The sequence below is a fragment of the Flavobacterium sp. Root186 genome (genome assembly GCF_001428525.1).
GTDB lineage: Bacteria > Bacteroidota > Bacteroidia > Flavobacteriales > Flavobacteriaceae > Flavobacterium.
Genome location: NZ_LMHW01000012.1, coordinates 327,014 through 343,872, shown reverse-complemented (window position 1 = coordinate 343,872; position 16,859 = coordinate 327,014). Strand labels below are relative to the sequence as shown.

Sequence of the window (16,859 nt, the reverse complement as noted above, 5' to 3'; positions counted from 1 at the left end):
TGCGACTTTTGCTTTTATTTTAAGTTTTTTTAAGTGTTTAATTAAAGATTTGAAACTACTCTTTTTATACCAAACTTAATTATTGGTACATTGAAGTTTATAAGTAACCCTAGTTTCATTTTTGTAATTTTGAGATAAGTCAAAACTTGTTTTGCGTGGATATCTGTTAGTTGTTCTATTGATTTTATTTCTAAAATCACTTTATTTTCTACTATTAAATCTGCTCTAAATCCAATATCCAGATTTATTTGGTCCCAAATAACAGGCAACGTTTTTTGTCTTTCTACACTCAACCCTCTCTTTGTCAATTCATGATGTAAAATAGCCTCATAAACCGATTCTAACAAACCCGGGCCAAGTTTGACATGTATTTTATAACAAGCATCAACTACAATAGCTGAAATTTCGTTTTCAGTCATCTTTAAAAATTTAAAGTAAAAACCTACAAATATAAATTTCTAAAACAAAAAAACCACAAAGCTTAAAAAAACTTTGCGTCTCTGCGACTTTGCGAGATTAAAAAAACCTTTCTTCACAAAAAAACTTAGCAATAAAATCAGCACAATAAAAAAGCCGCAAAGCTTATAAAAAAACTTTGCGACTCTGCAACTTTGCGAGATTGAAAACCTTACTTCACAAACTCAACTGCCTTAGCCAAAGCCTCAGCAATTCCGGCAGCATTTTTACCTTTTCCAGATGCGAAGAAAGGCTGTCCTCCTCCATTTCCGTCAATATATTTTCCTAATTCTTTGATAACTGCATTAGCATTTAAGCTTTTACTTGCAACCAATTCTTTAGCGATATAACAGTGAATATTTGGCAAACCGTCTTCAACAGAAGCTAAAAACACAAACGAATCTGGTTTTGAACTTCCTAAAGCCGAAGCTAAATCTTTTGTAGAAGCCATGCTTAAGTCTACTTGTTTAGCAAGAAAATTTACTCCGTTTACTTCTTGGAAATTTTTCTCTAACTCAGCTTTTAATGAATTAACTTTTTCTTTAAGTAACTGTTCTACCTGTTTTTTCAACTTAGCATTATCATCCTGAAGTGAAGCAACAGATTTTAAAATATCCTGTGGATTTTTAAGCGTTTCTTTTATCTCTGCCAAGGTATTTTCCTGGTTTAGATAGAAGTTTTTCACTGCATCACCGGTGATTGCTTCGATACGACGAATTCCAGCTGCAACAGCACTTTCAGATATAATTTTGAAATGCCAGATCTCTGCTGTGTTTTTTACGTGAATACCTCCACATAACTCTTTACTTTCACCAAACTCAATCATACGAACAGTATCGCCGTATTTTTCGCCAAATAAAGCCATTGCTCCTTTATCCAAAGCTTCCTGAATTGGAATATTTCTATGTTCAACCAATTGTAATTGCGCTTCAATCTGAGCATTTACAGAAGCTTCAACTTGCTTAATTTCTTCATCAGAAACTTTGCTAAAATGAGAAAAATCAAAACGCAGGTAATTCGGATTTACCAACGATCCTTTTTGTTCCACATGCGTTCCTAAAATAGTTCTCAAAGCTAAATGCATTAAATGCGTAGCCGAGTGATTTTTTGAAGTTGATGTTCTTAAATCCGTATTTACTTTTGCCACAAAAACTGCTGCTGCATTTTCCGGAAGCTGTTTTGCAAAATGTAAAATCAAGTTGTTTTCTTTCTTGGTATCAATAATTTCAATTGTTTCGTTTGCCGAAACTAATGTTCCTTTATCACCAACTTGACCCCCTCCTTCTGGATAAAATGGCGTATTATCTAAAACGATTTGGTACAAAATACCATCTTTTTTAGAATCAACTTTTCTGATACGAGTAATTTTTACTTCGTTTTCAGTTTTATCATAACCTACAAATGTTTCTACATTTCCCGGAATCAAAACATTCCAGTCTTCCGTTGAAACTTCAGAAGCCGCACGAGAACGTGTTTTTTGTTTTTGTAATTCAACTTCAAATTCTGTTTCATTATAAGAGAAACCTTTTTCTTTTAAAATTAAAGCCGTCAAATCTTTTGGAAAACCAAATGTATCGTACAATTCAAAAACCTTAGCGCCAGAAACCTCTTTTCCTGTAGTTTCTGCAACTACATTTTCCAGCAATTGTAATCCCTGATCTAAAGTTCTTAAGAAAGAAGCTTCTTCTTCACGAATTACATTGGTAACTAATTGCTGTTGTGATTTAATTTCAGGGAAAAATTCTCCCATTTGGTTTGCCAGAACTTCTACCAATTTATTGATAAAAGGTTCTTTGGTGTTTAAGAATGTAAATCCGTAACGAATTGCACGACGTAAAATTCTACGAATAACATATCCAGCTCCCGTGTTTGATGGCAATTGACCATCAGCAATTGCAAAAGCAACGGCACGAACGTGATCTACAATAACACGAATTGCAATATTGGTTTTATTTTGTTCTTCGCTGATGTTTTTTACTTCATCAGAGGTATATTTTAAACCTGTAATTTGTTCTACTTTTTCGATAAGCGGGGTAAAAACATCGGTATCATAATTTGATGTTTTTCCTTGTAAAGCCATACATAAACGCTCAAATCCCATTCCGGTATCAACATGCTGTGCAGGAAGTTTTTCAAGAGAGCCGTCAGCTTTACGGTTGAATTCCATGAATACATTATTCCAGATTTCAACTACCTGCGGATGATCATTGTTTACCAAACTTTTTCCTGTAACTAGAGCTTTCTCAGATTCCGGACGTAAATCAACATGAATTTCAGAACAAGGTCCGCATGGCCCCTGATCTCCCATTTCCCAGAAATTGTCTTTTTTATTTCCAAGAATAATTCTGTCTTCGTCGATTAAAGTTTTCCAGATATCCCAAGCTTCCTGGTCAAAAGGAACATTATCTTCTTTACTTCCTTCAAAAACAGAAACATACAGATTTTCTTTTGGAATTTTATACACTTCTGTCAAAAGCTGCCATGCCCAATTGATTGCTTCTTTTTTGAAATAGTCACCAAAAGACCAGTTTCCAAGCATCTCAAACATAGTGTGATGATAAGTATCAAAACCAACATCTTCAAGATCATTATGTTTTCCTGAAACACGAAGACATTTTTGCGTATCGGCTATTCTTGGACTTTTTGGAGTTCCGTTTCCTAAAAAATATTCTTTAAACTGGGCCATTCCCGAGTTATTGAACATAAGAGTTGGATCGTCCTTAAGAACGATTGGTGCAGATGGAACAATTAAATGCCCATTGCTTTTAAAAAAGTCTAAAAATTGCTTACGTACGTCTTGTGATTTCATATTTAAATTAGAAAATGTATCTGTTTACAAATGTGTCAATTTGATAATGTGATAATTAGAAATAATCTCAAATTAATAATGCGTTGATTTTAAAATCGAAAATTAAAAACTTATGTTATCAACAATAAATTCCCTATTTTGCGCATTATATAATTATGTAATTCCCCCAAATTATCAAATTATTTTGTTCTTGTAAAAAAGCCGTCAACAACTGAAACATTTAGCACTTTTGTTCGACTAATTGATTTTACAAGCTGCAAAAATAGCGTATTTTAAAATATGGCGAAAGTAAAATATTATTACGACTCAGAAAATCTGGCTTATACAAAAATAAAAACCAGAAAAAGAATCAAAATCGGTTATGCTTTACTGTTTTTAGTGGCTTCGGCATTGTTTGGATTTTTAGTTTTTGTACTTTTAATTAATACTCCGTATTTTGAAACGCCAAAAGATCGTTTACAGGCACGTGAAATTGAAAATTTAAAACTGCAATATTCGATTTTGAACAAAAAACTCGACGAAATTGACGCTGCCGCAGATGCATTAGAGGAACGTGACAATAATATTTACAGGGTATATTTTAATAAAGCCGAAATTCCGGATTCTATTCGAAAAGCAGGCTTTAGAAACCCAGAAAGATATAAGACTTTAGAAGGTTACAACAATTCTCAGCTGGTTTTGAACACGACAAAAAGAGTCGATAAACTTTCAAAAGAATTGGCAATTCAATCAAAATCATTAGATGAAATACTGAAATTGGCCGGTGCAAAAGAAAGTTTATTATTAGCGATTCCGGCAATTCAGCCTGTTCAAAATGAAAATTTAAAACGTGTTGCTTCCGGTTTTGGGTACAGAATCGACCCTTTCACGAAAGTGCGAAAAATGCACAACGGAATGGATTTTACTGCCAACACAGGAGCGCCTGTATATGCCACCGGAGATGGCATTGTGGCAAGAGCTGACAACACAGCTTCTGGCTTTGGGAACCATGTTGTGATCAGGCATGGTTTTGGATATGAGAGTTTGTACGCGCATTTAAGCAAATATAACTGCAGACCCGGACAACATGTCAAACGCGGCGATGTTATTGGTTATGTAGGAAGTACAGGAAGATCTGAAGGGCCGCACTGTCATTATGAGGTGCATAAAGATGGAAAAGTGGTGAACCCGCTGAACTTCTATTACGGAAATATTTCGGCGGCAGAATATGTGGCAATTTCGCATATGGCAAACCAGGAAAATCAGTCATTAGATTAATACTACAAAAAGTATTATTTTTGAAATAAAATTAGAAACAAAAAAACATGCATATTGAGCTTTCAAAAGATAAAAGATATTACAGCATTGGCGAAGTTGCCAAAGCTTTTAATGTCAATGCATCATTGATACGTTTTTGGGACAGCGAATTTGATATCCTAAAACCAAAAAAGAACGCCAAAGGCAACAGAATGTTTACTCCGGAGGATGTAACCAACCTGCAATTGATTTATCATTTAGTTAAAGAAAGAGGTTTTACGCTTGAAGGCGCGAAAACACATTTAAAAGAAGGTCAGAAGAAAACATTAGATAAATTCGAAATAATACGTAAATTAGAGACCATAAAAACGCAATTGAACGACATCAAAAACGAATTGTAATTAAAAATAGAAATAAACTTAAATAAAAAAAATATGAAGAAAGGATTGATAATTCTAGGAGTTGTAGTTGTAATAGTTATTGGATTATACAGCTGGGCAAGCGGCATTTATAATACTGCAGTAACACTTGACCAAAACGTAAAAGAAAGCTGGGGAAATGTTAATACTGCGTATCAGAGGAGAAACGATCTTATTCCTAATTTAGTTAATACTGTAAAGGGATATGCTAAACATGAACAAGGTACTTTAACTGCGGTAATTGAAGCTCGTGCTAAAGCGACAGGAATTACTATTGACCCGTCAAATGTTACACCAGAACAATTAGCAGCATTCAATTCTGCACAATCAGGAGTCTCATCATCTTTATCAAAATTATTGGTAAGTGTTGAACAATATCCAAATCTTAAAGCTGATGCAAGTTTTATGAAGTTACAAGATGAATTGACTAGTACGGAAAATCAAATCTTAACAGCTAGAACTCGTTTTAATGAAGCTGTTAAGCCTTATAACAATAATATTAATACTTTCCCAAGAAATATATTGGCAGGAATGTATGGTCTTAAAGAAAAACCATACTTCGAAGCTTCTACCGGAGCAGACAAACCAGTTGAAGTAAAATTCTAAAAGGAATTCAATATTTTTAGAAAAAATCTAAACTCTAAAATCTAAACTCTAAAATTATCAAAATGTCAAAAGTAGAAGATTTTTTAACCAAAGCAGAAGAGCAGGAAATTGTTGAAGCTATTCGCATGGCCGAAAATAATACTTCTGGCGAAATTAGGGTCCATATAGAAAAAACAACTTCTAAAGCTCATTATGACAGAGCTTTAGAAGTTTTTCATGAATTGCGAATGGATGAAACCAAACTAAAAAATGGTGTATTACTCTATTTTGCAGTTGATGATAAAAACTTCGTGATTTGCGGTGACAAAGGAATCGATGATTTGGTTGCTGATGATTTTTGGGATTGTACCAAAGACGTTATGACCAATCATTTTAAATCTGGTAACTTTAAGCAGGGAATTGTTGATGGTATTTTGAATGCCGGCGAACAGCTAAAAAAGCATTTTCCTTCATTAGCAGACGATACAAACGAATTATCTAACGAAATCTCAAAAGGATAAATAATGAAAAATTCCAATAATAAAATTTTAAATTCCAATAGAATTTTTCAGTTTACTCTTTTGTTTATCACGCTTTTTATCAGTAATAGCATTTTTGCTCAATTTGATATTCCGAAAAAACCGGATTTTCAAACCTCTGTTTACGACTACGCCAATGTTTTAAGTGCTTCTGAAAAAACGCAGTTAGAAGAAAAATTAATTCGTTATTCTGATTCAACTTCCACTCAAATTGTAGTGATTACTATTGAAAGCTTAAAAGGAGAAGATATTGGGATTCTTACTCCAAAATGGGCTCAGGAATGGGGAATTGGACAAGCAAAAGAAGATAACGGGGTTTTGATTTTATTGGCTAAAGCCGAAAGAAAAATCTGGATTTCGCCTGGTTATGGATTAGAAGACCGCTTAACGGCGGGAATTGGCGGGGAAATTACCCGAAACATTATTATCCCGGAATTTAAAGCCGGAAGTTATTATCGCGGACTTGATAAAGGTGCCGATGCACTTTTTGATGTTTTTAAAGGCAAATACAAAGGAGAACGCAAGCAATCTAAAGGAAAAGGCTTTCCTATACTTCCATTTATCGTAATTGTTGTAATTGTTTTAATTTTACTTTCCCGCAGCAAAAGAGGCGGTGGAGGAAATTCTGGCAGCAGTGGCGGCCCAAGCCTGATGGATGTAATTCTTTTAAGCAGTCTTGGCAGAAGCAGCGGCGGTGGTTTTGGAGGTTTTGGAGGAGGATCATCTGGAGGCGGAGGCGGCTTCGGCGGTGGATTTGGCGGCGGCGGATTCTCTGGAGGTGGTTCTGGAGGAAGCTGGTAGAAGTTTTTGTTTCAAGTTTAGTTTTGTTTTAAATCGTCTATGAAAATTAATCTCTTTTTATTTATTTTTAGTTACTGTTTCTCTTGTTATTCTCAAGAGTTTTTTGACAATGAGAAAATAGAAAATACTAAAAATTTAAAAGTACTGGACAGTTTAATTCAAAAATTTCCTGATGTCGATAATTATTATTATAGAGGTTATTACAATTATGACATAGGAAATTATTCAGAAGCACTTTCTGATTATAATAAATCATTATCTTTAAATCCAAATGACTTTAAAACTTATTTTAGTCGTGGAAATTTATACATTAAATTAAAAGATTATAAAGATGCTGTCAATGATTTTTCACAATCTATTTCTTTGGATGGAAATTCCTATAAAGCTTATTTCAATCGAGCTTACTCAAAATCAAAGATTGGTGATTTAAATGGTGCCTTAAATGATTATTCACATTGTATAAAAATCAATCCTGAATATATTCTCGCATATGAAAATAGGGGATTAATAGAAAAAGAACTAAATTTACACAGAGATGCAATATTAGATTTTGATAAAGTAATAAAGGCTAATCCTAAATCTGCAGAATCCTTTCAAAGTAGAGCTGTTTGTAAAGCAATGATAAATGCTAAAGATGCTCTAAATGATTTTGATACAGCCGTAGCTTTAGCTCCAAAAAATCCAGAAGGATATTATAACAGAGCTTTATATTATATTAATTTCAAAATTAAAAAAGATTATTGCTCTGATCTTAAGGCGGCTCTTAACCTAGGTTATTTGCCTGCAAAAGAATTAATAACCGAAGTTTGTAAAAAATAATACATATTATAGATGTTATCACATAAAGCAAAATATGCCCTTAAGGCCTTACTTTATTTAGCTGAACAAGACGAAAATCACATTTCTAGAACTATAGAAATAGCTGATGGCGCTAACATTCCAAAAAAGTTTTTAGAACAGATTCTTTTGGATCTAAAACGAGGACGTTTTGTGAGCAGTAAGCAGGGAAAATTTGGTGGATATTACCTGATAAAATCAAAAAATGACATTACTTTGGCAGAAATTCATCGATTATTTGACGGTGCAATTGCACTTTTGCCATGCGCTTCTTTAAATTTTTACGAGCCTTGCTCTGATTGTAAAACCGAGTCTGAATGCAGTCTGCGTCACGGTTTAATGCTTATCAGAGATAAAACTTTGAAGGCAATGGAAGGCATCACAATAGCTTCATTAGTAAATAAATAAAAAAATATTTTCTAATTCCTAGTAAATCGATAGAATTAATATTTATATTTGCACAAAATAATTAACTAACCATTTACAAAGATTTTAACATGAAAGTACATTTTAGTCCATCGGGTGTATCAAAACTTTTGCAAAATAAACAAACAAGGCTTTCTGCTACAGTAAAGAGAAATTCATCTATGATGTGTATGTGCTGTTGATTTAAAAAAAATTTATTTTAAATTCTACTAATCACATATACTTACTATAAAAAATGAAAAATTCTTTAAAAAATATCTTTACAATATTATTCTTTTTAACTTTCACTGTATCTTTTGCACAAAACATTGAAGGTGTTGTTACAACAAGCGAAAATATCCCTTTAGAAGCCGTAAACGTGGTAATTAAAGGAACTACAAATAGTACCGTTACAGACAACAGCGGTAAATTTATAATGGACTCAAAAGGAAGATTACCAATAACGCTTTTAGTTCAGTATGTTGGCTATACAACATCTGAAATAGAAGTAACTTCTATTCCGGTAAATCCAATTCAAATTGCGCTCAAAGAAGAAAACGAACTTATTGAAGTTGTCGTTTCTTCAAGAAGAAGAATCGAAAAAGTTCAGGATGTGCCAATTGCTATTTCTGTTATTACAGGAAAACAGGCAGAACAAACCGGAGCTTTTAACGTAAACCGTATCAAAGAACTAGTTCCTTCGGTTCAGCTTTATTCTTCAAATCCAAGAAATACAGGGATCAACATTAGAAGTTTAGGTTCTCCGTTTGGGTTAACAAATGACGGTATCGATCCGGGAGTTGGATTTTATGTTGACGGTGTTTATTACGCTCGTCCGGCTGCTACAACTCTTGACTTTATCGACGTAGAACAAATCGAAGTTTTACGTGGACCACAAGGTTCTTTATTTGGAAAAAACACCACTTCCGGAGCTTTCAATATCACAACTCGCAGACCAAGTTTTACATCAGGCGCTGACTTTGAAGTGAGCTACGGAAATTATTCTTTCTTGCAGGCTAAAGCCTCTGTTACGGGTGCTTTAGGCAGCAAAGTTGCAGGTAGATTATCTTTCTCAGGTACATCACGTGATGGTTTAGTTGACAATGTTGCAACTGGAAGAGCTACCAATACATTAAACAATCAAGGTATTAGAGGTCAGTTGCTTTGGACTCCAACTGTAAATACAAATGTTGTATTTGCTGCTGATATTACAACACAGCGCCCTGACGGATATGCACAAGTTGTTGCTGGTGTTGCTCCAACTCAAAGAGCTGCTTATCGTCAATTTGATGCTATTATTAAAGATTTGAATTATCAGCTTCCAAGCCAAAATGCTTTTGATCGCAGAATTGATCAGGATACACCTTGGCGTTCTAATCAGGATATGGGAGGGCTTTCTTTAAATATTGATACAAAAATTGGAGGCGGAACTCTTACTTCTACAACTGCATGGCGTTTTTGGAATTGGGATCCATCAAATGACAGGGATTTTACAGGATTACAAGTACTGGCTAAATCTCAAAACCCAACAAGACAAACTCAAATTACACAAGAGGTTCGTTACGCAGGACAGTTAACTTCTAAAATCAGCGGTGTTGCCGGAGTATTCTTTATTGATCAAACATCTCAAACAGATGGAACAGAAGAATCTGGAAATGCACAATGGAGATTTTCTCAAAGTACAACAAGTGCATTATGGAAAACTCCGGGGCTTTTTGAAGGATACGGAATCAAAACTGATGCAAGAATCAGAGCTTCGAGTGCTGCTGTATTTGGACAAATTGACTGGGCAATTACAGATTGGCTGCACGTTTTACCAGGTTTAAGATATAACTTCGATAAAAAAGATGCTCATTATGCTCGTACAACATACGGAGGTTTACAAACTACTGATCCAGCATTATTAGCGTTAAAAAAACTGGTTTACTCTGATCAGGCTTTCGATTCAAGTACAGATAATACTGACTTTTCTGGAAACATAACCGTTACTTTTAAAGCAAATGATAAAATCAACGCTTATGGAACTTATGCAAAAAGTTACAAACCTGTTGGTGTAAACGTTGCTGGTCTTCCAACAGATTCTAAAGGTGCTCCATTATTAGATCTTGCCGTTATCAGACCCGAAAAAGTAAATCATTTTGAGGTTGGAGTAAAAACTTCTCCTTTTAGAAATTCAATCTTCAATATTGCTGCCTTTAGAACAGACATTAAAGATTTTCAAACTAACGTTCAGGCTGCTGAATTGGGTGTAAACCGTGGTTATCTTGCCAATGCAGATAAAGTACGTGTACAAGGTGTTGAATTAGATGCAAGTTTTGTTATAAGTTCACATTTAACCATAAATGGTGCAGCAACTTATACAGATGCTATTTATGAAAAATTTACTAATGCACCGCTTCCGTTAGAAGAAACCGGAGCTCCGGTGTCTTTCAAAGATGTTTCTGGAACTGATCTTCCGGGGGCTTCAAGATGGGCAGGATCTTTAGGTGGTGAACTTTCAGATAATGCAAGATTCTTTGGAAACTCAGGAAAAGTTTTCCTTGCTATTGATTCTTACGCTCGTTCTGAATTTTCTTCAAGCCCTTCGGCTTCAAAATATTTAGTTGTCCAGGGTTATGCAATTTTTAATGCTCGTTTAGGTTTCCGTGCAAGTCAAGGTTTATCTGTTCACTTTTGGGGACGCAACCTTTTAAACAAAGATTATTATGAGCAGTTATTGCCTGCAGGAGGTAACGCAGGACAATATGCTGGTGTATTAGGTGACCAAAGAACTTACGGAATCACATTGAAATACAACTTGTAAGAACAAATAAAATTAAAACTAAAAACTAATTAACGGGATACGGTAAAACGTATCTCGTTTTTTTATTTAAAATTGAAATCACAAATAAAGCTTTAAAGCAAATTTTATTCTGCCATAAATCAATTTTCGTTGTATATATTCGCTGCCTGAATTTATCGGTTGAATGAAGATTTTTAAATTTGTATTTATTTTAGGCTTTATAAGCTCATTTTTATCGGCACAAAATCAAAAGAAAACAGATCAGCAAACGCTGACCTGGATTCGCTATTATAATATTTTTCCTTTAACTGAAAAATGGGCACTGCATTCTGAATTTGACAACAGAAGTTTTGTCAATCCAATTCACCAAAATCTATTTGTTGTAAGGGTTCAGGGAAGATTTCGTGCTTCGAAAATTATTGATCTTGGCGGGGGGGTTGCTTATTTTAACGTAAATACACAAGACCCAGACATTGATCCGGATTTCTCTATTCCGGAGTATCGAATACAGCAGGATATTACTTTTATAAATGATATAGCAAAAATCACTTTCCATAATCGGTTTCAGCTTGAAGAACGTTTTACTCAAAAAGCTTCTAAAATAGATTTACTGGATGGTTACACTTTTGCATACCGGTTTCGTTACAGATTACAGTCGACTTTTGATCTTTGGAAGAAAGAAAAACAAAGTCTAAAAGGTACGATTTCAGATGAAATTATGTTCAACTTTGGAAAAGACAATAAACGAAACACCTTCGACCAAAATCGTCTTTATGCTGCGCTTCGTTACCATATTAATCCAAATATTGGTCTGGAATTAGGATATTTAAAAAGTTTTCAAAGACGCGCAAGCGGAGTTGACTTCTATGATCGTGATATTATTAGGTTTACTTTTTATCATAGAATTGATCGCAGATTTTAGATTTTAGATAAAACCCGGATCAAATTTTAATTTGATCCGGGTTTTATGTATCCCTTTGAGCCTCTGAACCTCTGAACCTCAAAAAAAACCTATTCTCGCTGCCTTCTCTTCCCTCCTTTTTCAGATCCAGTAAAGTTACCTATTTTATAAGCTAAAGAAAACATTACGTAACGTCTTAAAACGGTATTTTCTTCATCGCGAATTGCTGTTGCAGAAATTGTTCGTGTTGCACTTAAATTTTGATTTAAAACATCATACACTTTCACTTTTGCATACAGTTTTTTATCTAAAAATCCGTATGACAAACTAGTATTCCATAGGTAAAAATCTTTTTTGAAATCGCCTGAAATATTTGAATTATAAGTATATCCAAAATCATTTCCGAAGATTAGATTTTCTGGCCAATATGTTGTCGTCTGCAAATTAATTCTGTGTACCACATTTGAAGTCGCATCTCTTGAATAATTTTCATATTTTGACTGATTGTATGATAAATTATAAGATGGTGCAATTGTCAAAATTTCTCCATAATCATATGATAAATAAACCTTTGGGGTAATCGAAGTCGATTTTGCATTATATAAAACAGCATTTGTAAATCCTTTGTCAAAAGAATAACCTGCATTTAATCCTAAACCGTATCTTAAAGTATGTGCCCCGCTTTTTACCGACTGATTCCAGTTTGCGCCAATAGAAGCATTATAAACTCCCGAAATATTCACATAAGTTGTATTTCTTTTTCCGCTTTCGTCATATATAGAAGTTGAGACAATATCATTATCATAATAATCTCCTTTTAAATATAAACTGTAACCAGAACGCGAACGGAAATCGTAATTTTTGAAATTGAAATTCACACTGCTTTTTTCAACAGGATGCAAATCTGGATTTCCAACAATGGTATTCAGCGGATTATTAAGATTCACCACAGGCATTAACTGTGTTGCAGATGGCAATGCATTTGAATAATCATATTTTAGGGATAAATTTTTAGAACGACTAAACTTGTATCTAAATATAGCTGTCGCAAACGGCAATGCATATTTTTTACTTAAATCGGTTGCATTATTTAAATACAGCGAATGGTTATCAAAATTTACAATTGACGTTCGGCTGTCAAGATTTAATGTAAACTTGTTTTTTTGCAATGTAATTCCAACTTTTGGTGTAACCGAATTTTGTACGGAACTTGTATAATTAGTCAAAGACAAATTCAGGTCACTATATTCTTGTGTATCAGGATTGAAATTAAAAGTCTTTTCATCGTTTACAGAAGTATTCCAATCAAAATCAGATCCAAATCTAACTCTTAGAGAATCGGTTATTGGTTCCGTATATTCGATATCTGCAGAATAGGCATCGCTGCTGTTTTTCTTTTTCGTAGTTTGATTTCTTTCATCATTTGGCTGATTGTCCTGATAGAAAATTGTTTCAGAAAGATTCAAACCATTAGCATCCGTACTTGTATTATTATTTGTGAAAACAAAACTTAAATTTCGAGATTTCTTTTCAAAAGTTTTATTAAAGTTGATTGTATTACCAAAATTAAAATTATCACTTTCAGAATACGATTTAGAATTGCTTTCGTTTAATGCATTTCCGTTTTCATCTTCAGACGAACTTGATGAAGTCGAGTTACTGTTTGTTCGCGATTGATTCAACTTAGGCGCCACAACAATTCGCATACTTGGATTAATCTTATACTCTAATTCAAAATTGACATTATTTCCGGTGCTTTCATTTCTTGTTTTAGCCTCGGCCTCTGTAATAATATTTCCGGTTGGCAAAAAACTAAGCTGATTTGATTTGCTGTCGTTATTATTAATCGTATTCGAAAAATTATAACTTCCCATCGCCAGCAGGTTTTTTGTCCAGTCGTCAGAATAATTAAGACCAACTAAGTTTGACTGTGTTATTCCCTTTCCGCTTCCGCCAGAACCAGAGCTTCCGCCTCTTCCACTGCTGTTTCTACCGCCGCCCATATTATCAAAAACATCATCCATCGAAAATCCCGTCGAATTGATATTATTAGAAGAAGCCAGCAAGCTTATTTTTTGTTTATTATTAAAATAATTCAGGTTGACATTGGCTTCATAGCGATCATCTGTGCCGTAACCGCCCATTATTTTTCCAAAATATCCTTTGTTTTTCTTTTCATCAATAGTAATATTAATACTCGAAAAATCTGAGGTTGATTCTTGTTTTGCCAGTTCTTCTTTCTTGGTTTTAAAATCAGAAACCTGAATCTTCTTTATAATATCTGCCGGTAAATTTTTAATCGCAATAGCTCCGTCTTTATCAAAAAAAGTTTTTCCGTTTACTAAAACCTGATTAACCTCTCGTCCATTTACAGTAATTTTTCCATCATTATCGACATCAAATCCGGGTAATTGCTTCAGTAAAGTTTCAACATTAGAATCCGGACGGACTTTATAAGATCCTGCATTAAATTCTAAAGTATCTTTTTTGATGGTTATAGGCGCTGCTTCTGTTTTAATAACAACATCATTTAAGGCATTTACATTTTCCAGCATGTATATTTTACCGAAATCTTTACTTTCTGTAAGTCCTTTATACTCTTCAAAATAGGTTTGATATCCCATATAACTTACCTTCAAAAATACAGGTTTGTCATATTTTTTAATATCCATTCTAAAAGCACCGTTTTTATCTGTAGTGGCATATTCAATAACAGTAGAATCTTTAATTGTAGTAAAATAAACCGTTGCCATTTCCAGCGGTAATTGGGTATTGACATCTAAAACTGCCCCTCTAATGGTAATATCATTCTGCGAATGGGCGGTAAAGACAAAAAGGAAGAAAAACGATAAAAATGAATAAATCTTAGTCATAAAAAATTTGGTTAGTTAGATGTTTAGACTACATAAAAGCCAAAAGGTTTAATTGTAGTTTTTACATTTATTCAAATAGTATGCCATTTTAACCTTTATTAAGATAACAAAAAATACTCACAATCTATTATATTAAATTTTAAATTACTGATTATCAAAAAATTAGACCCGATAAAAAAGGGTAAAACTCCCCTTTTAAAAACAGTATTTAGCCTAACTCCTATTTCATCAAAATACAAAAACTTTGCAGCAACAACCAAAAGGAGAATTCAGAAAATCCTAAAACAGAGTATGACAGAAAAGTCGAAAACTGATAAGAGTAGGCAACTTAAAAACCAATTACCATGAAAAATATTTTTAAAGGTTCCTTAAGAGGATATGTATGTGAAGATTGTCTTGAGGCCGTATCTGAAGTAGAAATTTTAATTTACCATCCATACAGAAATGCTGATACTACTGCAAATACGGCATCTAATGCAAAAGAAACATTTCGTTTCGTTTCAAAAGAAGAAGCAAAACAAAGAGCAGAGCTGCTTGTTTACAAAGCAAAAACAGATGCAGCAGGTAATTTTCAAATTGAAGTCGATGAAAAACACGTAGGCTCGAGCTTCGATATTGATTTTGTCTGCGGTACTGTGCCGCCAAAACATCCAAAACCAAAAAGAGATGAAATAGTACAGCTCCATATTACGACTTTTTCGATGCGTTTAGAACTCGAAAAACAAGCAAAAGATGAAAAATACAGATGGGAATATGCAATTGCTTATAAATGGTGGTGTTATATTCGCGGACACTTTTTTGATGCGTGGGTTATCTGCGGGCATTTGATGAACTGCCAAACCAATAAACCAATTGCTAATGCGAAGGTTACGGCAATGGATGCCGATTTTTTAACCGATGATAATTTAGGAACGGCAACAACAGATTCAAACGGACATTTTAGAATTGATTATACTTCGGCCGATTTTAAAAAGACTTTTTTATCGCCGTGGATAAACATAGAAACGGATCCAAGTTTTCTTTCTTTTCAAAGCGGACCTGATGTTTATTTTAAGGCTGAATTAGGCGGTACAAAATTAGTTGATGAAACTAAAGCAGACGCACGCAAAAATGTTGGTTTTTGTTTATGTGTAAATTTATGTTCGGATGTAAATGTTGTAGATCCTAATGATCCGAATTTCCCAAGTGCATGGACAGGAATTGGAGCTGCTTTTAGCTCGTCTTACGGATCAAGTAGTTATGATTTTGATGCCGATGGTTTTGCCGGGTCTGGTAAAAATGTTTTATTTTCTGTTATAAGATTAACAGGGCAAGCTGCGCTGAAATCAGGTTCAGGAAATCCAATCGAATATCGCTTTAGAGTCAGTGACACGACGGCACCAAATAATACGGTGAGTTTGCCAGAATCAAATTTTACCAAAATCGTTGGGGTAACACCTGGGTTATTTTATCCTAGCGTAGTTTCTAAACTAACCCGTAAAGTTTTCTCTTTTATTCTTAACGATATTTTTGTTTGGAGCGACCAAAGTGATTTTGATGCCGAAGGCTGGTTTGATGTCAATCATGCTATTGAAAGAACTTTAATTGCCGTGGGATTAACTCCTGCCGATTTAGCTCTTTATAATATTATTGAAGAAGATACGCTGATTTCGCTAAATACTACTGTACTTACAACAGCTCCAAGCATTCCACCAAACAGTATTAATCCGGGGCAGAATATTCCTGCGGGAAGTAAAATTCCGTTAGAAAAATTTGCTGTCAGATTTGAAATCAGAGAAGTGATCGATAAACCTTCTAATAATTTTGGAGTTATTGGCGGAAACGGAAAAACATTGAATTCTGTTGTGATGAATAATAATCCTATATATAGAAAATTATCAATAAAAGAACTAGACGAAAGCAGTCTTTGCAGTCCGATAAGCGGCACAATACATGGCCGATATACGGTTTACCATCCATATTTAGCAGGCTGTAGTCTGCACTTAAACAACAATAGTCATACGGTTGAAAGAGATATTTTAGATGGCGTAATAAACGCGCTTCCGGCTGTAGACGAAAGAACAAATAATAGTTCGCAGCTGAATAATCCTCCAGCTGATATGACGCGCTGTACGTATACATTAAAACTATATTCGTCAACCAGAAAACATAACGGAGATTATGGCGATTCTGACGGTAGTACTCCACTTGAACAATTATTCTTTTATGATGTTTAA

The 16,859-nt window shown here is 34.1% G+C and carries 13 protein-coding genes; 10 read left to right on the top strand and 3 right to left on the bottom strand.

All coding sequences use genetic code 11. The annotated features are described in order from the left end of the window. Window positions 1-41: 41 nt before the first annotated feature. Both ASD98_RS12695 and alaS read right to left on the bottom strand, forming a co-directional pair. The gene (locus ASD98_RS12695; RefSeq protein WP_056205225.1) at window positions 42-419 is read right to left on the bottom strand and encodes a GxxExxY protein; all 378 of its coding nucleotides are present in this window, start codon (window positions 417-419) and stop codon (window positions 42-44) included. A gap of 209 nt (window positions 420-628) precedes the next feature. Beyond that, window positions 629-3,265 (bottom strand): alanine--tRNA ligase, encoded by a 2,637-nt coding sequence (gene alaS, locus ASD98_RS12690; protein ID WP_056205223.1) that lies wholly within the window; start codon window positions 3,263-3,265, stop codon window positions 629-631. 279 nt (window positions 3,266-3,544) lie between these two features. Between alaS and ASD98_RS12685 the strand changes: the two genes are divergently transcribed. From ASD98_RS12685 to ASD98_RS12645, 9 genes are all read left to right on the top strand, one after another. Then, entirely contained in the window at window positions 3,545-4,522 is a 978-nt protein-coding gene (locus tag ASD98_RS12685) for a peptidoglycan DD-metalloendopeptidase family protein (protein WP_056205221.1), read from the top strand. Window positions 4,523-4,569: 47 nt separating this feature from the next. Then, window positions 4,570-4,902, top strand: coding sequence for a MerR family transcriptional regulator (locus tag ASD98_RS12680; RefSeq protein ID WP_053470537.1), 333 nt, complete (start codon window positions 4,570-4,572; stop codon window positions 4,900-4,902). Between the two features lie 33 nt (window positions 4,903-4,935). Then, window positions 4,936-5,526, top strand: a complete 591-nt coding sequence (locus ASD98_RS12675) for a LemA family protein (protein ID WP_056205218.1) — start codon at window positions 4,936-4,938, stop codon at window positions 5,524-5,526. A 62-nt stretch (window positions 5,527-5,588) separates the two neighbouring features. Beyond that, complete coding sequence (locus ASD98_RS12670) at window positions 5,589-6,026, top strand: TPM domain-containing protein (RefSeq protein ID WP_056205215.1); 438 nt, start codon at window positions 5,589-5,591, stop codon at window positions 6,024-6,026. Window positions 6,027-6,029: 3 nt separating this feature from the next. Continuing rightward, the gene (locus tag ASD98_RS12665; RefSeq protein ID WP_056205213.1) at window positions 6,030-6,845 is read left to right on the top strand and encodes a YgcG family protein; all 816 of its coding nucleotides are present in this window, start codon (window positions 6,030-6,032) and stop codon (window positions 6,843-6,845) included. A 39-nt stretch (window positions 6,846-6,884) separates the two neighbouring features. After that, on the top strand, window positions 6,885-7,664 hold the full coding sequence (locus ASD98_RS12660; RefSeq protein WP_056205210.1) for a tetratricopeptide repeat protein: 780 nt from the start codon (window positions 6,885-6,887) through the stop codon (window positions 7,662-7,664). Between the two features lie 12 nt (window positions 7,665-7,676). Then, on the top strand, window positions 7,677-8,090 hold the full coding sequence (locus tag ASD98_RS12655) for an Rrf2 family transcriptional regulator (protein ID WP_053470541.1): 414 nt from the start codon (window positions 7,677-7,679) through the stop codon (window positions 8,088-8,090). A 253-nt stretch (window positions 8,091-8,343) separates the two neighbouring features. Continuing rightward, window positions 8,344-10,890 (top strand): TonB-dependent receptor, encoded by a 2,547-nt coding sequence (locus ASD98_RS12650; protein WP_056205207.1) that lies wholly within the window; start codon window positions 8,344-8,346, stop codon window positions 10,888-10,890. A gap of 163 nt (window positions 10,891-11,053) precedes the next feature. Continuing rightward, entirely contained in the window at window positions 11,054-11,791 is a 738-nt protein-coding gene (locus ASD98_RS12645; RefSeq protein WP_056205204.1) for a DUF2490 domain-containing protein, read from the top strand. A gap of 89 nt (window positions 11,792-11,880) precedes the next feature. Here the strand turns inward: ASD98_RS12645 and ASD98_RS12640 are convergent, their stop codons facing one another. Next, window positions 11,881-14,643: an outer membrane beta-barrel protein gene (locus tag ASD98_RS12640; RefSeq protein ID WP_056205201.1), complete on the bottom strand. Its 2,763-nt coding sequence runs from the start codon at window positions 14,641-14,643 to the stop codon at window positions 11,881-11,883. A gap of 344 nt (window positions 14,644-14,987) precedes the next feature. On the opposite strand from ASD98_RS12640, the gene ASD98_RS12635 reads away from it, so the two are divergent. After that, the gene (locus ASD98_RS12635) at window positions 14,988-16,859 is read left to right on the top strand and encodes a hypothetical protein (RefSeq protein WP_056205198.1); all 1,872 of its coding nucleotides are present in this window, start codon (window positions 14,988-14,990) and stop codon (window positions 16,857-16,859) included.

Bases quoted from the DNA above. Each gene is read 5' to 3' on its own strand.
- ASD98_RS12695 (WP_056205225.1), bottom strand. From the start codon at position 419: ATGACTGAAAACGAAATTTCAGCTATTGTAGTTGATGCTTGTTATAAA.
- alaS (WP_056205223.1), bottom strand. From the start codon at position 3,265: ATGAAATCACAAGACGTACGTAAGCAATTTTTAGACTTTTTTAAAAGC.
- ASD98_RS12685 (WP_056205221.1), top strand. From the start codon at position 3,545: ATGGCGAAAGTAAAATATTATTACGACTCAGAAAATCTGGCTTATACA.
- ASD98_RS12680 (WP_053470537.1), top strand. From the start codon at position 4,570: ATGCATATTGAGCTTTCAAAAGATAAAAGATATTACAGCATTGGCGAA.
- ASD98_RS12675 (WP_056205218.1), top strand. From the start codon at position 4,936: ATGAAGAAAGGATTGATAATTCTAGGAGTTGTAGTTGTAATAGTTATT.
- ASD98_RS12670 (WP_056205215.1), top strand. From the start codon at position 5,589: ATGTCAAAAGTAGAAGATTTTTTAACCAAAGCAGAAGAGCAGGAAATT.
- ASD98_RS12665 (WP_056205213.1), top strand. From the start codon at position 6,030: ATGAAAAATTCCAATAATAAAATTTTAAATTCCAATAGAATTTTTCAG.
- ASD98_RS12660 (WP_056205210.1), top strand. From the start codon at position 6,885: ATGAAAATTAATCTCTTTTTATTTATTTTTAGTTACTGTTTCTCTTGT.
- ASD98_RS12655 (WP_053470541.1), top strand. From the start codon at position 7,677: ATGTTATCACATAAAGCAAAATATGCCCTTAAGGCCTTACTTTATTTA.
- ASD98_RS12650 (WP_056205207.1), top strand. From the start codon at position 8,344: ATGAAAAATTCTTTAAAAAATATCTTTACAATATTATTCTTTTTAACT.
- ASD98_RS12645 (WP_056205204.1), top strand. From the start codon at position 11,054: ATGAAGATTTTTAAATTTGTATTTATTTTAGGCTTTATAAGCTCATTT.
- ASD98_RS12640 (WP_056205201.1), bottom strand. From the start codon at position 14,643: ATGACTAAGATTTATTCATTTTTATCGTTTTTCTTCCTTTTTGTCTTT.
- ASD98_RS12635 (WP_056205198.1), top strand. From the start codon at position 14,988: ATGAAAAATATTTTTAAAGGTTCCTTAAGAGGATATGTATGTGAAGAT.